The sequence below is a fragment of the Kocuria sp. WRN011 genome (genome assembly GCF_002295155.1).
Taxonomy (GTDB): Bacteria; Actinomycetota; Actinomycetes; order Actinomycetales; family Micrococcaceae; genus Kocuria; species Kocuria carniphila.
In genome coordinates, this window is sequence record NZ_NSGI01000002.1 from 323,054 (window position 1) to 338,027 (window position 14,974).

General features: G+C 65.0%; 12 protein-coding genes and 1 riboswitch. Of the genes, 5 read left to right on the forward strand and 7 right to left on the reverse strand.

The annotated features are described in order from the left end of the window. The first annotated feature begins 8 nt into the window (after positions 1-8). Positions 9-560 carry a gamma carbonic anhydrase family protein gene (locus CKW39_RS04205; protein ID WP_095796892.1) on the forward strand — a complete coding sequence of 184 codons (552 nt, stop codon included), beginning with the start codon at positions 9-11 and terminating at the stop codon, positions 558-560. Positions 561-654: 94 nt separating this feature from the next. On the opposite strand, the gene CKW39_RS04210 is transcribed toward CKW39_RS04205, so the two are convergent. After that, the gene (locus CKW39_RS04210) at positions 655-1,032 is read right to left on the reverse strand and encodes a hypothetical protein (protein ID WP_095796893.1); all 378 of its coding nucleotides are present in this window, start codon (positions 1,030-1,032) and stop codon (positions 655-657) included. 250 nt (positions 1,033-1,282) lie between these two features. Between CKW39_RS04210 and CKW39_RS04215 the strand changes: the two genes are divergently transcribed. Next, complete coding sequence (locus tag CKW39_RS04215; RefSeq protein ID WP_158222904.1) at positions 1,283-2,506, forward strand: substrate-binding domain-containing protein; 1,224 nt, start codon at positions 1,283-1,285, stop codon at positions 2,504-2,506. A gap of 18 nt (positions 2,507-2,524) precedes the next feature. After that, entirely contained in the window at positions 2,525-2,929 is a 405-nt protein-coding gene (locus CKW39_RS04220; protein ID WP_095796895.1) for a VWA domain-containing protein, read from the forward strand. A gap of 99 nt (positions 2,930-3,028) precedes the next feature. Here CKW39_RS04220 and purH read toward each other — a convergent pair whose 3' ends face one another. From purH to CKW39_RS04240, 3 genes are all read right to left on the reverse strand, one after another. Continuing rightward, positions 3,029-4,639 (reverse strand): bifunctional phosphoribosylaminoimidazolecarboxamide formyltransferase/IMP cyclohydrolase, encoded by a 1,611-nt coding sequence (purH, locus tag CKW39_RS04225; RefSeq protein ID WP_095796896.1) that lies wholly within the window; start codon positions 4,637-4,639, stop codon positions 3,029-3,031. Between the two features lie 54 nt (positions 4,640-4,693). Next, positions 4,694-5,287, reverse strand: a complete 594-nt coding sequence (purN, locus tag CKW39_RS04230; RefSeq protein WP_095797002.1) for a phosphoribosylglycinamide formyltransferase — start codon at positions 5,285-5,287, stop codon at positions 4,694-4,696. A 444-nt stretch (positions 5,288-5,731) separates the two neighbouring features. Beyond that, a complete protein-coding gene (locus CKW39_RS04240) occupies positions 5,732-7,711 on the reverse strand; it encodes a DUF6350 family protein (protein ID WP_216823145.1) in 1,980 nt (659 codons plus the stop codon). Positions 7,712-7,813: 102 nt separating this feature from the next. Here CKW39_RS04240 and CKW39_RS04245 point away from each other — a divergent pair, with 102 nt between their 5' ends. Together CKW39_RS04245 and CKW39_RS04250 are read left to right on the forward strand one after the other, a co-directional pair. Then, positions 7,814-8,968, forward strand: coding sequence for a glycosyltransferase family 1 protein (locus CKW39_RS04245; RefSeq protein WP_095796898.1), 1,155 nt, complete (start codon positions 7,814-7,816; stop codon positions 8,966-8,968). 96 nt (positions 8,969-9,064) lie between these two features. Further along, positions 9,065-9,206: riboswitch (SAM riboswitch) on the forward strand. Positions 9,207-9,226: 20 nt separating this feature from the next. Beyond that, a complete protein-coding gene (locus CKW39_RS04250; protein WP_095796899.1) occupies positions 9,227-9,523 on the forward strand; it encodes a hypothetical protein in 297 nt (98 codons plus the stop codon). A gap of 60 nt (positions 9,524-9,583) precedes the next feature. Here the strand turns inward: CKW39_RS04250 and CKW39_RS04255 are convergent, their stop codons facing one another. The 3 genes from CKW39_RS04255 to betT are packed head-to-tail and all read right to left on the reverse strand — an operon-like array spanning position 9,584 to position 14,878. After that, positions 9,584-11,185 carry a GMC family oxidoreductase gene (locus tag CKW39_RS04255; protein WP_095796900.1) on the reverse strand — a complete coding sequence of 534 codons (1,602 nt, stop codon included), beginning with the start codon at positions 11,183-11,185 and terminating at the stop codon, positions 9,584-9,586. A 40-nt stretch (positions 11,186-11,225) separates the two neighbouring features. After that, positions 11,226-12,719, reverse strand: coding sequence for an aldehyde dehydrogenase family protein (locus CKW39_RS04260; protein ID WP_095796901.1), 1,494 nt, complete (start codon positions 12,717-12,719; stop codon positions 11,226-11,228). Beyond that, entirely contained in the window at positions 12,716-14,878 is a 2,163-nt protein-coding gene (gene betT / locus CKW39_RS04265) for a choline BCCT transporter BetT (protein WP_095796902.1), read from the reverse strand. The genes CKW39_RS04260 and betT overlap by 4 nt, the downstream gene beginning before the upstream one ends. Positions 14,879-14,974 lie beyond the last annotated feature (96 nt).

Below are 14,974 nucleotides of genomic sequence, written 5' to 3' on the forward strand. Positions count from 1 at the left end.
TGTGCGCCATGACACACAGTGAATCCACCGGTGCAGGACCGCACGTCCGCCTCCCCTACGGTAACCACGAACCAACGGTTGCCCAGACCGCTTTCATTGCCCCCAACGCCACCCTGATCGGTGATGTGGAGGTCAGGGATGGTGCGGGAGTCTTCTACGGCGCCGTGATGCGTGGTGATCGCTCCCCACTGAGGCTGGGTGCGAACTCGAATCTCCAGGACAACGTGTCGGTCCATTCCGACCCCGGCCACCCCTGCACCATTGGCGAGCGCGTGAGCGTGGGCCACGGCGCCGTGGTGCACGGTTGCACCCTGGAGGACGAGGTGCTCGTGGGAATGAACGCGACGGTGCTCAACGGTGCAGTGATCGGAACCGGAAGCTTGATTGCGGCCGGCGCCGTGGTGCTGGAAGGCACGCGGGTTCCGCCCGGCTCGTTGGTCGCGGGTGTGCCCGGAAAGGTCCGCCGCGAACTCACGGAGGACGAGCGAACAGCCGTCCGTCAGAACGCCGAACATTACATGGAACTCTCCCGCGAACACCGGAAGATCAACGGCCAGTAGCAGACCGTTAGCAGCAACGAACGGGACCCCGCTTGCGTGAGCAAGCGGGGTCCCGTTCGTCTGGAACGCTGAACGCGTTCGCATTGTTGAGGTATCAGCAGCTCGACTGAGCCGTGGCTTGGCCGTGGCCCACGAGGTCCAGGGTGGGGTACGCCAAGAAGTTGATGGGCTGCGTCACTGTGTACGCCACGCTCGTCAGGAAACCCTTGGGGCTGGAGAACGTGTTGGAGTAGATGTCGTTCGCCGTGGCGGAGAAGTTGTTCAAGTCGCCAATGTGGCTGTTGAAGTTCCGGTTGAAGAATGAACCGAACTCACCAGTGCCCTGGCAAGTGGGAATCGACCATTCCGAGTGCGAAGGGTAGGTGTAACCCGGACCGAACCACGAGAAGGCTTGGGCAGGTGCGGCCGCACCGAAGGTCAAACCAGCGGCGACGACAACGGCAGCGCCCGCGCGTGCAAAACGATTTTTCATGAGATCTTGCGCCCCCTAAAGCAGCAATATTGATACCGCGGCGAACGGTCCGCCCAAGACCACCCTCCCCGGCTGAACACCCCGCGGGTGCTCAGCTTCAAAGGTAGCCAACGCCCGAACACCATCCACTCGGAGAACTGTCCACACTTTGGTGGTCACTTGTTACCTAACTAGGACACAAAGCTTCCTGCATGACGCGCACAGGCAATAATCGATGGGGTTGTCGTATCAATGGGCCGAGGGGGACAGCATGAACGTCCAGAGCACTCGCCGTGCTCGGCGCGACGCCGAACGCACCCGTCGTAGTGGCCGCACCGCCGTGGCCGGTGGGTTGGCGATTCTGCTCCTGGGTGGCATGGGCCTGGGCTTCGTGGTCTTCGACACCGCTCAACAGTCCACGAGTCCCACCGTGCCGGTCGAATGCGACAGTACCCAGCGTGTACCGGTCGTCACGGACCAGAGCATGGCGCAGATCCTGCGGGACAAGCCCGTGGACCCGGAATCGTGCATCGTCCTGGACACCACTGAGCAGAGCGAGAATCCCGACAGCCACACCGAACCCCACCAGGACATGTCGGCTGGGTTATGGATCCCGTCCTCGAGTGCCCTTTTCCCCACCACCTCGGAAACCAATCGATTCACGGTCCACACCGAATCCTTGGCGACGTCTTCACCGGTCGTCGTGGCCCCCGAGCACACCAGGGACTTCACCACCTGGACGGACGTCATTGCCGACAACTCGGTCGTGATGGGCAATCCCTTGAATGACAGTGCGGCGCACGCGGCTACACGTTCCGCCGTGGCCGAGGTGCAGAACAATACGGTCTCCAAGCAGCAGTTGAACCGTGCCATGATCGCTCGCACCGTATCTGGTGAATCCGGCCACTCCACCTCGAACGAGATTGATCTGCTCGAGGCGTCCGTAAGCCAATCCCGTAACGTGGTGGTGTCCGAAAAGGGGTTCCTGGACTTCGTCGAGACACATCCACAGGGTGATCAGGTGCGAGCGCTGGTTCCCGACTCGGGTGCGTGGTTGCTCGACTACCCCCTACTGGTTCCTTCGGAAGCCGCGCGTCGCAATGAAACGATTGCCCAGGCGGCCCAGGAGATCGCCACGTACCTGGGCTCGGAGCGTGGGAGAGAGGTCTTGTCGGAGCACCACCTGCGCGGAGTCGACGGGCGCCGGCTACCGGACGCACGTTCGGCTGCGTCCTCCCATCGACTACAGGTGGAGGACGAGGTGCCGTGGCAGCGGTTGATGACCACGTGGTCCCGGCAGACGTCTCCCCACAACGCGTTGTACGTGCTGGATGCCTCGGAGAGCATGGGGCGCGAGAACCCGGACGCCGACCGTTCGTATTGGCGCACCGCGGTGGATTCCACGGTAATTCGAACGCGGTTCATCCCCACCCGGGATTCGGTCGGTTTGTGGACCTCCCCGGCCGCCGACGGCGCGGACAAGCCCTACCAGTAGCTGGTCCCGATCCGTCGCATGGACGAGTACGTGCACGGATCCCCGCAACGACAAATGATCCAGGACGCTCTGGCCGGCGCCGACTTCACGAAGGACTCCGACTCCGGGCTGTATCCCACCGCCCTGGCGGCGTTCCGGGAGGTGCAGAAGAACTTCCGCGACGGAGCGGTGAACACCGTGGTGCTCATCAGTGACGGTACGGACACGCGCGGGGATGCAGAGGACCTCAACGAGTTGGTCCGCACACTCAAACAGGAACAGGACCGGGAGAAGCCCGTCTACATCGTGACGCTGGCCATTACCGACGGTGAGCCTCCGCAGGACCTGAAGGAGATTTCGGAGGCCACGGGTGGCACATCCCATGCTGGTGGTTCGCTGCAGGACATTCAGGAACGGTATCTGCATACCCTCTCGGTCTTCTAGTCCCGAGGCCGATCGACGCCGAGGGCGCGGCACCCGGATCGGGTGCCGCGCCCTCGGTCCGTCAGAGCCCGTTCCTGGGCTCTACTACCGTGAATCGGCTCAGTGGAAGAAGTGCCGCGCTCCGGTGAAGTACATGGTCACACCGGCAGCCTGGGCGGCTGCGACCACCTCTTCGTCGCGGATCGAACCACCCGGCTGCACCACGGCACGCACACCGGCGTCCAACAACACCTGCAGCCCGTCCGCGAACGGGAAGAACGCGTCCGACGCCGCCACGGCACCTCGGGCGCGCTGGGCACCGTCCTCGGCGAGCGAGTCGGCGCGTTCCACGGCGAGCTTGCAGGAATCCACGCGGTTGACCTGGCCCATGCCGATCCCAACGGACGCGCCGTCATGGGCGAGCAGGATGGCGTTGGACTTCACCGCGCGCAGCGAGCGCCACGCGAATTCGAGGTCCGCCAGAGTCTCCTCGTCCGCCGCTTCTCCGGCGGCCAGGGTCCAGTTCGCTGGGTCGTCACCGGGTGCGTCCAGGCGGTCGGCCTGCTGGAACAGTGCCCCTCCGGACACGGCACGGTATTCAAGCGGATCGCGACCGAAACCTTCGGGAAGTTCGAGCAAACGAATGTTCTTCTTGGCCTGCAGGATCTCCAGCGCGGCCGGCTCGAAGCTCGGGGCCACAACGACTTCCGTGAAAATGCCCTTGAGGGTCTCGGCCATTGCGGCGCTCACGGGGCGGTTGGCAGCGACCACGCCGCCGTACGCGGACAGCGGGTCACACGCGTGCGCCTTGCGGTGGGCGTCAGCAATGGGATCCGTGGCCCCGGGGGACGCAACGGCCACGCCGCACGGGTTGTTGTGCTTGACCACGGCCACGGCGGGCTTGTCGTAGTCGTAGGCGGCGCGCAGGGCGGCGTCTGCGTCGACAAAGTTGTTGTAGGACATGGCCTTGCCGTGAAGCTGCTCGGCCTGTGCGATACCCGGCGAAGCGGCGTCGTCGACGTACAGTGCGGCCTTCTGGTGGGGGTTCTCGCCGTAGCGCAGGGACTCTGCGCGCTGGAACGCGAGACCGGCATAGGGCGGCCAGAAGTTCGCGGTGGAATCCGATTCGAACTGCTGGGCGGTCCAGGTGGCCACCGCGGTGTCGTAGGCGGCGGTGTGCGCGAACGCGGTGGCCGCGAGCTTCTGACGCGCGGCGAGGTCGTAGCCACCGCCCTGCGCCGCATTGATCACATCCGGGTAACTCGCGGGATCCACGACCACGGACACTGCGGCGTGGTTCTTGGCCGCCGCGCGCACCATGGAAGGACCACCGATGTCGATCTGCTCAACCACGTCGTCCTGGGCAGCGCCGGAACGCACGGTGTCCACGAACGGGTAGAGGTTCACGACCACCAGGTCGAAAGGCTCGATCTCGAGCTCCGACAACTGGTCGGTGTGCTCCTGCTTGCGGCGATCGGCAAGGATGCCGGCATGCACACGCGGGTGCAGGGTCTTGACGCGGCCGTCCAGGCATTCCTGGAAACCGGTGACCTCGGAAACCTCAGTGACGGGCACACCCGCCTGGGAAATCCGCTGGGCCGTGGAACCGGTCGAGACGATACTCACCCCGGCCTCGTGCAGGCCGCGCGCCAACTCCTCCAGACCGGTCTTGTCGTACACGGAGATCAATGCGCGTTTGAGGGGTACACGGTCCAGCTGAATCGAATTCACAAAAACTCCAGGAGAGGTTGGGGTGGGTGGATGGCGCCGACGCCACGAGAAAGTCTACGACTGCTCCTCGATGGGCAGATCAAAGTTAACTTCACGGCTCAGCGCCGCAAGGGCGTTGACGAGGAGTCCGCGTTCGGCGGACTTGATGCGTTCGTGCAGGCTCTCCTCGGTGTCCTCGGACTGCACCGGCACGGCCACCTGGGCCAGGATAGGACCGGCATCCACGTCCGCCACGACCTCGTGCACGGTGGCACCGGTGACTTTCACGCCGAAGTTCATGGCGTCCCGCACGGCATGGGCGCCCGGGAACGAAGGCAGCAACGAGGGGTGGGTGTTGATGATTCTGCCGGCAAAGCGCTCCACCAGTTGGGCGTCCACGATGCGCATGAATCCGGCGAACACCACACGGTCAGGGTTGTAGTTGGCGATGGCTCGTTCCAGGCTCCGATTCCACTGCTCGCGCTCCGGGTAATTCGCCAGCGGAACCAGGAACGTGTCGATCCCGGCGGCCTCCGCGCGCTCCAGGCCGACGCACGGTTTGTCCGCGCCGACCGCGACGATGTCCACGTCCACGTCGCCCTTGTGGAGCGCATCGATGATTGCCTGCAAATTTGTCCCGGAACCGGAAACCATGACCACGAGTCGCATACCGATCATGCTAACGATTTTCCGCGGTCCGCCCCGACCGGGTCGCTGCCTTACAGTGGAGATCATGCAGGATTCCGAAAGCCCAGACACAGCACACGCGTCCTCCCGTTTGAGGCTTTCCGGTCTGGCAGCGGCGCTCGCGTTGCTGTCCTCCGCACTCGTCACCGGCCACGTGTGGTCCACGGCCGTGGGAGTGATCATGGCACTGGCGGGCGTGGTGCTGGGCATCGTGGCCCTGAGTACGTCCCGCAAGGTCACCTCGCGGTTCTTCATCACGTTCCTGGCCATTCTGGCCATTGTGTGGGGCGCGTTCAATGCTTTCGGAGGAGGCGCGCGGCTCGCCGTGTGGCCGGCCTCGCAGGTGTACCAAGAGTGCGTGGATTCGGCCCTGACGCTCTCGTCAACGAGTCACTGTCAGCGACAACTCACGGACAATATCTGGAATCACCTTTCCGGATCGGAGTTGGAGACCGGTCCCGCGGAATCGTCGCCGGCCGCCACGCCGTCCGAGTCGCCGGCAACCACGGAGCCCCCCGCGCCGTCCGGATCACGGGAGTCCACCGACGCCCCGTCGAACACGGCCACGCCGTCACCGTCCGTCACGGCCGAGTCTGCGTCGCCCGCCTCCTGAGCGGTCACCGCGGTCGACCCGTTCGCGCCCCAGGGAGCAGTCTGGTTCCGATCGACGACGCCGCTCGGCCCGGTCGCTGGGTCCGTCCCGTCCGCCACGGGTCGTGACCGATGCTCCGCCCGCGATGCGGGCTGTGCACCTGCGTGGTGCTCAGCCGGTGATCGCACCGGATCCTGCGCCGACTGATCGTCCGCTCCGGGAACTGCCAGCCGGACGGCCTTGCGTTTCGCTGATTTCTTGGCAGCCCGCTTCTCCCGAGCTTCCGCCTTCTTGGCCTGCTTGGCCTGTGCCTTCGCGGCCCGTTTGGCGTCTCGTGCGGATCCCGTTGCTTCTCCGTCGAGGCCTTCCGGGCCCTCCGTTTCCGTATCGCTGGCGGATGAATCCTCCAGGGAACTGTTCCAGGGGTTCTTCCGGTAACCCTCGCGTTCGAGCCACGGCCCCAGGACGTACCCGATGGCACCACCGGCGGTGATCTCGGCGCCGGTCCACAAGAACACGTGCCAGGGATCGGGGCCGATGTCCGTGAGCCTTCCCAGGCCCAATGACCCGTGAGACAGCCACGCCAACATCGCCACAAGACCCGCGCCGATCGCCGCAATGAACGCCACCGTCAGCAGCGTGGACAGGATGAACGTGAACCATCGCATGGGCAAGCGGATGGCCATCCAGTCGTCCAGGTGGTTCTCACCTTCGCGCAGGAACCACCAACCCGCGAGCACACCGGCCAGGACCGGCAGCACCACCACGGCCGACGCGTAGCTCCACGGATCGCCCTCCGGTAGGGCTGCAAACGGCGGGAACTGCGGTAGCGCACCCAGTGAGTTCGCGAAGGGTGAGGTGAGTGTCCCCTCCCCCACGGAGAAACCCGCGCCGCTGGCCCACGCCGCAGCCCACACGACCATGTTCGGCAGGTACCCGAACTGCAGGGCGCTCAGAGCGGTATCCCCGGCCGCGCCCGTACCCAGTTCCTGATAGACGGCGATGATGCCGTCCCAGTTCCACACCAGCGCCAGCACGGTGAGCAACGCTCCGGCCGCTATGACAGCCACCGCGGACAGGAAACCGGCACGGACGACGGCCCACACGTAGGAACCGGCCCAGCGTGAATACTGGCTGGTGCGCTGGATCCATGATGCGGCGTCGGCGCCCAAGACGGCGGCCAAGGAACGCGAGACGCTCCACCCGCCCACCAGGGTGCCCAGACCGGCCGGGATCAACGGGAACAGCGCGCCCGCCAGCACGCTCGCGGAGACGTGTTCCGTGCTGCTCACCAGGGCCACCAACGCCCCGACGAGCGCGTACGTGATCATCCCGGCAAAGAATGGTTTGAGGAACTGCCCCCGCCAACACGCGCGCGCGATTCGGCGACCCGCAATGACCGCGAGCCCGAACGGAATCAGCGTGAGCCCCAAGGGCACCAAGGTGAGAGTGCCGCCGCCGGTGGACACGTCGATGCCCTGGATGGCCGCCATGGTCAACGGCGTGCAATGGGCCACCAACCACACCTGACCCGCGAGTTGAAGGCCGCCCAGGACGCCCAAGGAATCAAAACCACCAGCCAGCCAGACGGCTGCCATCAGCAACCCCGTGAGCAGCAAGCTGATGGCGGCCACCGCCAGGAGTTCAATGACTCCCTGCAGCCACAAGGGCATGGGGAACCCGTCCTCCGGGCCCCTCCGGTTGGAGTCGGCCGATGGCGATGTGGCGGGCGAGCTCTCGGGGTCACCGTGGCGGTTGCGTTGCAGCCGCTCGCGCGCCCCGGACAGGGTGTTGGAAAAGGTGGGGAAGTTCATCACCTCCATCTTTCCACGTCCCCACCGGAGTTGGCCCAGACTTCACCGACAGGTCACCCTGGCGTGAAGAACCGGTGACCCGCGACGGCCACAGTATTAATTGTGAGAATCGCAGTGGTTGCCGAACAGTTCCTCCCCCACATCAACGGCGTGACGCATTCCGTGGTTCGAGTCCTGGAGTACCTCCGGGCCCAGGGTCACGAAGCCATGGTCATCGCACCGACCTACGAAAAACTCGGAGCCCTGGGCTCCGTGGACTCCATGGACGGGATCAGAGTTCAACGCATCGCGTCCATCCCCCTCGCCGGGTACCCCGACGTCCGGGTCGCCAGCTGCACGGTGGCACGCATGCAGCGCATCCTGACCCGCTTCCAACCAGACGTCGTGCACGTGGCCTCCCCCTTCGTCCTGGGCTGGCAGGCCATCCAGGCCGCCAAGAATCTGGGCTTACCGTGCGTCTCCATTTACCAGACCGACGTTCCCGGATACGCGGCCCGCTACGGTGCCCCGGTCCTGGAGAACGTGCTGTGGAGCCACGTGCGAAACATGCACAACAGTTCGACTGTGACCTTGGCGCCGTCCACGGCGTCCATCTCGTCGCTGCATGAACACGGTGTGCAACGCGTGCGCATGTGGCGACGCGGCGTGGACACCCGCCGCTTCAACCCGGCTCGGCGCGATCACGAATGGCGCGAACGGGTGGGCGGCGGCCGGAAGCTCGTGGGTTACGTGGGGCGCTTGGCTCCCGAAAAGCAGGTGCAGGATCTCGTGGTCCTGGATTCGCTGCCCGATACCCGACCGGTGATCGTGGGCTCGGGGCCGGAGAAGGAGAAGCTCCGCATGCTGCTCCCCAATGCGTACTTCGTGGGTTTCCTGGACGGTGACGAATTGGCCACCGCCATGGCCTCCCTGGACGTGTTCGTGCACCCCGGTGAACACGAGACGTTCTGCCAGACAATCCAGGAAGCCATGGCCAGCGCCGTACCCGTCGTGGCCGTGGGCCGCGGTGGGCCCGTGGACCTGGTTGATTCGTCCCGCAACGGCTGGCTCTACAAGCCCGGTGACACCGAGATGCTCCGCGATCGCGTGCTGGATCTCGCGGGTGACAACGCCAAACGCGCCGCCTTCTCCCGCACCGCCTACACCACCGTGCAGACTCGCACGTGGAACGCCGTGTGTGACCAGCTCATGGAGCACTATGCACAAGCCCGCACCGTGGCATCTCGTGCGCGCAGGTTGTCCACAACCGCGCCGTGATCCGTGGTGCACGATCCATTCGTAGATTAACTTTTGGTGACGTTATGAGACACCCTCTGGTTTGTCATGCGCCCAACCCGCTACGCTCTAATCCAGCTTCACGAGATGCGCTCTGGAAATCGGGGTAAAACCCGAGATCCTGCTGGGCTCCAACCCGGCGCACGCCAACCCTTGGTTCAGGGGTGGTTTGGATGACGAAGCGGCTGTGGCGCAACCGCGGGCGCAGCAAGAACCTCACTGTACGAAAGCACAATACTGATGAAGAACATTCAACAACTACGCACAAAGACCGAGTCCCCTCGAGAACAATGGGTTGACGTCACCGTCGACATCGACCCCGACCACCACATGGTGCGTCTCATGGAGTCCAATGGGGACATCCACGAATACATGAGCAGCAACGTTCGCGCCCTGGCCCACGCAGCCGCCCACAACCGCGGCCGCGCCCAATGGTGCGAGAAGTACCAGCAGCTACTCGTTCCCGGAGCATCAAACGTCTCCGGTGGCATTCCGTTCTACAAACTGGAACCGAAACCGGTGGCGCTCAGCGCCTGATCAGGACCGCACGAATGAAGCCCGGCACTGGTGCCGGGCTTCATTCATGTCATGGTGCCGCTACTTGTCCGAGGGCGACTCCTGCTCCTGGGCAATCAGCTCAGCGGCGCGCTCACCAATCATGTAGACCGTGATGTTGGGGTTCACGGTGACCAGTTCCGGCATCACCGAAGCATCAGCCACGCGCAGGCCGCTCACGCCCTTGACCCGCAACTGCGGATCCAGCGGAGAATCCTGATCCTCGACCGGCCCCATGCGGCACGAACCCGCGGGGTGGTACACGGTGTTGTGGGTGCGCTTGATGTAGTCGGCGATCTCCTCGTCCGTCTGCACATCCTGACCCGGGAACAGCTCCTGACCGGCCCATTCCGAGAGCCCGGACTGCGAGACGATTTCACGGGCCTTGCGGATACCCGCGGTCATGATCCGTAGGTCGTAACCCTCCGGGTCGGTGAAGTACCGGGGATCCACGCGGGGCTTGTCCCGGTAGTCACGCGTGCGCAGCCGCACGGTGCCGCGGGAACGAGCGTGGGTCACGTTGGGGGTCAGGCAGAACGCGTTGTCCGCCGTGGCGTACCCGTGGCGGTAGGTGTGCATGTCGAAGTTCACGCTGCCGTAGTGCATCATCAGGTCCGGGCGGTCCAATCCGTCGTCCACCTGGGCGAACAGGCCGATCTCCCACCACTGGGTGGAGTCCTCGACCATGGGCTGCTTGGCCTCCCACTGGATCACGGCCTCCGGGTGATCCTGCAGGTGCGAGCCCACGCCCGGGGAGTCCACCAGCACGTCCACGCCCACCTCGGTGAGGTGCTCGGCCGGACCGATTCCCGAGAGCATGAGCAGCTTGGGCGTGTCGATCGCACCGGCGGAGACGACGACCTCGCGGTTGGCCGAGATCACGTGCGCACGACCGAAAGCGTTGTCCGTGACCTCCACGCCGGTGGCTCGCTGGTTCTCGTCGACCACGATTCGTTTGGCCTGGGTGCCGGTCAGGATCGTGAGGTTTTCACGGTCCCGGATCGGGTGCAGGTAGCTCACCGAGGACGAGGAGCGGGTTCCGTCCTCGCGCGCGTTGATCTGGAAGAAGTTCGCGCCCTGGGTCACCGTTTTGCCGGTGTTGAAGTCAGCGCGCGGAATCCCGGCCTGTTCGGCGGCGTCGAGAACCGCCACGCCGCAGGGATCCACGGCGGGGACCTGGCGCAGCCGCACGGGCCCGTCGTGGCCGTGGTGGGATCCGGGGTCCTCATTGTTCTCGAGTTTCTTGTACAACCGGAAGGCCGTCTCCGCGTTCCAGCCCTCGGCCCCGAACTTGGACTCCCATTCGTCCATGTCCTCGGCGGGTGCCCAGAAGGCGATGCACGAGTTGTGCGACGAGCAACCGCCCAGCACCTTGGCGCGGGCCAGGCGCATGTACGAGTTGCCGTTCTCCTGCGGTTCGATCTGGTAATCCCAGTCGTAGCCGGATTCGAGCAGTTCCATCCAGCGGTCGAGCGTCAGGACTTCCGGCACGTTCTCATCGTGGGCGCCGGCTTCGAGCAGGGCCACGCTCACGTTCGGGTTCTCGCTCAGGCGCGCCGCGATCACGGCGCCGGCGGAGCCCGCTCCGACAACAACGTAATCGTAGGTAGCCACGTTTTCAGTAGTGGTCACAGTTTCTCCCATCGGTCGTTCTTCGGTGCTCGGTGAGGTCCAGTCGGGCCGCTCAGTGCTCGGCGAACCAGCCGGTCACCGCGGGGCGGGTGTTCTGGTAGATGTGTTTGGTCTCCTGGTACTCGGCCAGTCCGTGGAAGCCCAGTTCGCGGCCCACACCGGACTGCTTCATGCCGCCCCACTCCGCCTGGGGCAGGTACGGACCGAAGTCGTTGATCCACACGGTTCCGTGGCGCAGTTTGCCGGCCACGCGCTGAGCGCGGCCCGCATCCTGGGTCCACACGGCTCCGGCCAGGCCGTAGTTGGTGTCGTTGGCGATCTCGATGGCTTCTTCCTCGGTACGGAAGGTTTCCACCGTCACGGTGGGGCCGAAGGCCTCGTCGTACACGCAGTCCATCTCGCTCGTGCACTGGTCGATCACGGTGGGCAGGTAGAACACGCCCTTGCCGAGGTCTAGCGATCCGTCCGCCGAAGGTCCTTCCGCGAACTGGCCACCGCAGCGCACCCGAGCGCCCTGCTCGCGGGCCCGCTCCACGTAGGCGTGCACCTTGTCACGGTGGGCCTCGGAGATCAGCGCGCCGGTCTCGGCCTTCTCGTCGAACGGCCCGCCCAGCTGAATCTGTTCGGCTCGGCGCACCAGATCGGTCACGAACTTCTCCGCGATAGATTCCTCAATCACCAGTCGCGCCCCGGCGGAGCACACCTGGCCGGAGTGGATGAACGCGCCGTTGAGCGCGTTGTCCAGCGCGGCGTCGTACTCGGCGTCCGCGAAGATCACGTTGGGGTTCTTGCCGCCCAGCTCCAGAGCCACCTTCTTGACCGTCGACGCCGCTTCGGCCGCGATCACGCGACCGGTCACCAGGCCGCCGGTGAAGGACACCAGATCCACGCGAGGATCGCTGGAGAGCGGAGCACCCGCCTGCGCGCCCGCGCCCAACACCAGGTTGCCCACGCCGGCGGGCAGCCCGAGGTCCTCGAGCACCTGCATCATGAGGATCGCGGTGTGCGGAGTCAGTTCGGCGGGCTTGAGCACAAAGGTGTTGCCGGCGGCCAGCGCCGGTGCGATCTTCCACGCGGCCTGCAGCAGCGGGTAGTTCCACGGGGTGATCATGCCGCACACACCCACGGGTTCGTGAACGATTCGGCTGACCACGTCGGGATCACCGGCATCGACGATGCGGCCGGCATCCGCCGCTGCAATCTTGCCGAAGTACTCGAAGCAGTTCGCGATGTCGGACATGTCCTGGCGGGACTCGTCGATTCGCTTGCCCGTGTCCTTGGACTCCGCCAGGGAGAACTCTTCGGAACGATCGCGCAGGGTGGCCGCCACCCGCAACAGGAAGCTTCCGCGTTCCGGAGCCGGCACGCTCGCCCAGCGCTCGTCGTCCGCGGCGGCCCGGGCCGCGGCAATCGCGCGCTCGGTGTCCTCACTCGTGGCCTCGGCGACCACGGCCACCTCGGTGCCGTCAGCGGGGCAGGTGATGGTGCGAGTGCCACCGTCGATCGCGGGGACCCACTGTCCGTCGATGTACAGGGTGTTGCTCATCGTGTTTCCTCCTTGGGTTCAGAGAAGTCTTCGCTCCAGGTAATGGTCTCACTAGTGGTCAGACCAATCTGGGTGCTTCCGGGGTGTTCATGGTTGAGCCGGATGAATTCGAGGTGGCGTTCGTAACCGTCCAGGGCGTCGTTGATGAGCTGCTCCGGGGTGTATCCCAGCACGTCGTAGCCCAGTGAACCGGTCGCGGTGAACACTTCCAGTCGGTAGTACAGGTCCGAATCGGGGTTGGTTCGGAAGCCGCCGAAGCCGGGCGTGGGGAACGCCACGGGATACACCTGGTACGTGAAATCACGCTCGGGTTCCAGATTCACGTGCATGCAGACTTGGTCGACCGAGGGATTGTCCGGGATCTGCGTGCATTCGACCGTGACCTCCGCGCCGGTCTCCCGGATTTCGGCGGCCAAGGTCTTCAAGGCGGGCGCCGCGACGTCGTGGATGTAGCGTTGCGCGGTGCGACCGCCCGGATAGTTGCCCAGCCTGGTGAGTCGCGAGCGCCAGTGCGTCTCGCGGCCGGTGCGACCAGCCACGGCGGATCGACTGGCCGCCGCGGACGACGCCGATCGGCTGGCTTCCACGCGCAAGGCCCGCCACAGTCCGATCATGATCAAATACATCACCACGGAGAACGGCAGCCCCATGATCAGGGTTGCGTTCTGCAACGTGGTGACGCCACCCACCAACAGCATGGCCAGGGTGAGCACGCCGGTGCCGACCGCCCAGAACACGCGCAGCCACTTGGGGCCGTCCTGGTTCGGGTCGTCGATCTTGGAGGTGAAATTACTCATGACCAGCGCGCCGGAGTCGGCGGAGGTCACGTAGAACAACAGACCGGTGAACGTCGCGATGGAGGCCGCGATCGTTGCGCCGGGGTACTCGGCAAGCAGCGAATAGAAGGCTCGCTCGGGGGTGCTCATGGCCACCTCACCGAATACGGCGTCGCCCCCGACCACCAGGTCCAGCGCGGAGTTACCGAAGATCGAGATCCACAGCAGGATGAACGCGAACGGGACCGTCATGGTGCCGACCACGAACTGGCGCAGGGTACGGCCGCGGGAGATGCGCGCCAGGAACAAACCGACGAACGGCGCCCACGCGATCCACCAGGCCCAGAAGAACAGGGTCCAACCGCTCAGCCATTCCTGGGGCGCCTCGAACGCGAAGGTGTTCAGTGTCATGTCCGGGAAGCGCGCCAAGAAGTCGCCGATGTTCATGACAATGGCGTCCAGCAGGAACGCCGTACGGCCCGCGATCAACACGTACAGCATGAGCCCGATGGCCAGGATGATGTTCAGCTCGGACAACCGGCGAATGCCCTTGTCCACGCCGGACACGCACGAGGCCACCGCCATGAGCACGCCCAAGGCGATCAGGGCTGCTTGCACCGCGAGGTTCTCGGGGACCCCGAACAGATACTGCAGGCCGAAGTTCAGCTGCACCACACCGATACCCAGGGAGGTGGCCACGCCGAAAATGGTGCCCAGCAGCGCGGCGGTGTCCACGGCGTCGCCGGCGAGACCGTGAATGCGTTTGCCGATCAGCGGGTATAGAGCCGAGCGGATGCTCAGCGGCATACCGAACCGGTAGGCGAAGTAGCCGAAAGCCATGCCCATCAGCGCGTACATGGCCCAACCGGTGATGCCGTAGTGGAACAGGGTCCACACCACGGCCTGCCGTGCGGCCTCCAGGTTCTGCCCGTCGCCCACAGGTGGGGCGTAGTACTGGCTGACCGGTTCGGACACGGAGAAGAACATGAGGTCCACGCCGATACCCGCCGCGAACAGCATGGCCGTCCACGTGAACATGTTGAACTGCGGTTTCGCGTGGTCAGGGCCCATCTTGATGTTGCCCTGTTTGCTCACGGCCACGATCACCACGAACACGATGACCAGGGTTGCGGTGAGGATGTAGAACCAGCCGAGGTATTTGGCCACCCACGCCACGACACCACCGATCACGGTGTCGGCCTGCTCGGGGGCCAGCATGGCCCACGCGGACAGCGCAATGATCAGCACGCCAGAGGCGATCAGGACGCGCCAGTTGACGGGAATCTTGTCTCGGTGGTGAGGAGGGGCACCAGGTGGAGTATCGGTGAGCTCGGTCGCGGAGGAGCCGGAATTTGCTGAGGGCATGGTCGAGGAATCACTCATAGTTATGTTCGCAAGTGTGGGCCGGACGTGGAACGACCCGGATCGAGGCGTCTTGTTACTACTCAGTATCAGGTGACAGCTGCCACTACTCTAAGC

What these genes read in the sequence shown, in the direction of transcription:
- CKW39_RS04205 (WP_095796892.1), top strand. Translation starts at nt 9, where the DNA reads ATGACACACAGTGAATCCACCGGTGCAGGACCGCACGTCCGCCTCCCC.
- CKW39_RS04210 (WP_095796893.1), bottom strand. Translation starts at nt 1,032, where the DNA reads ATGAAAAATCGTTTTGCACGCGCGGGCGCTGCCGTTGTCGTCGCCGCT.
- CKW39_RS04215 (WP_158222904.1), top strand. Translation starts at nt 1,283, where the DNA reads ATGAACGTCCAGAGCACTCGCCGTGCTCGGCGCGACGCCGAACGCACC.
- CKW39_RS04220 (WP_095796895.1), top strand. Translation starts at nt 2,525, where the DNA reads ATGGACGAGTACGTGCACGGATCCCCGCAACGACAAATGATCCAGGAC.
- purN (WP_095797002.1), bottom strand. Translation starts at nt 5,287, where the DNA reads ATGCGACTCGTGGTCATGGTTTCCGGTTCCGGGACAAATTTGCAGGCA.
- CKW39_RS04240 (WP_216823145.1), bottom strand. Translation starts at nt 7,711, where the DNA reads ATGAACTTCCCCACCTTTTCCAACACCCTGTCCGGGGCGCGCGAGCGG.
- CKW39_RS04250 (WP_095796899.1), top strand. Translation starts at nt 9,227, where the DNA reads ATGAAGAACATTCAACAACTACGCACAAAGACCGAGTCCCCTCGAGAA.
- CKW39_RS04255 (WP_095796900.1), bottom strand. Translation starts at nt 11,185, where the DNA reads ATGGGAGAAACTGTGACCACTACTGAAAACGTGGCTACCTACGATTAC.
- CKW39_RS04260 (WP_095796901.1), bottom strand. Translation starts at nt 12,719, where the DNA reads ATGAGCAACACCCTGTACATCGACGGACAGTGGGTCCCCGCGATCGAC.
- betT (WP_095796902.1), bottom strand. Translation starts at nt 14,878, where the DNA reads ATGAGTGATTCCTCGACCATGCCCTCAGCAAATTCCGGCTCCTCCGCG.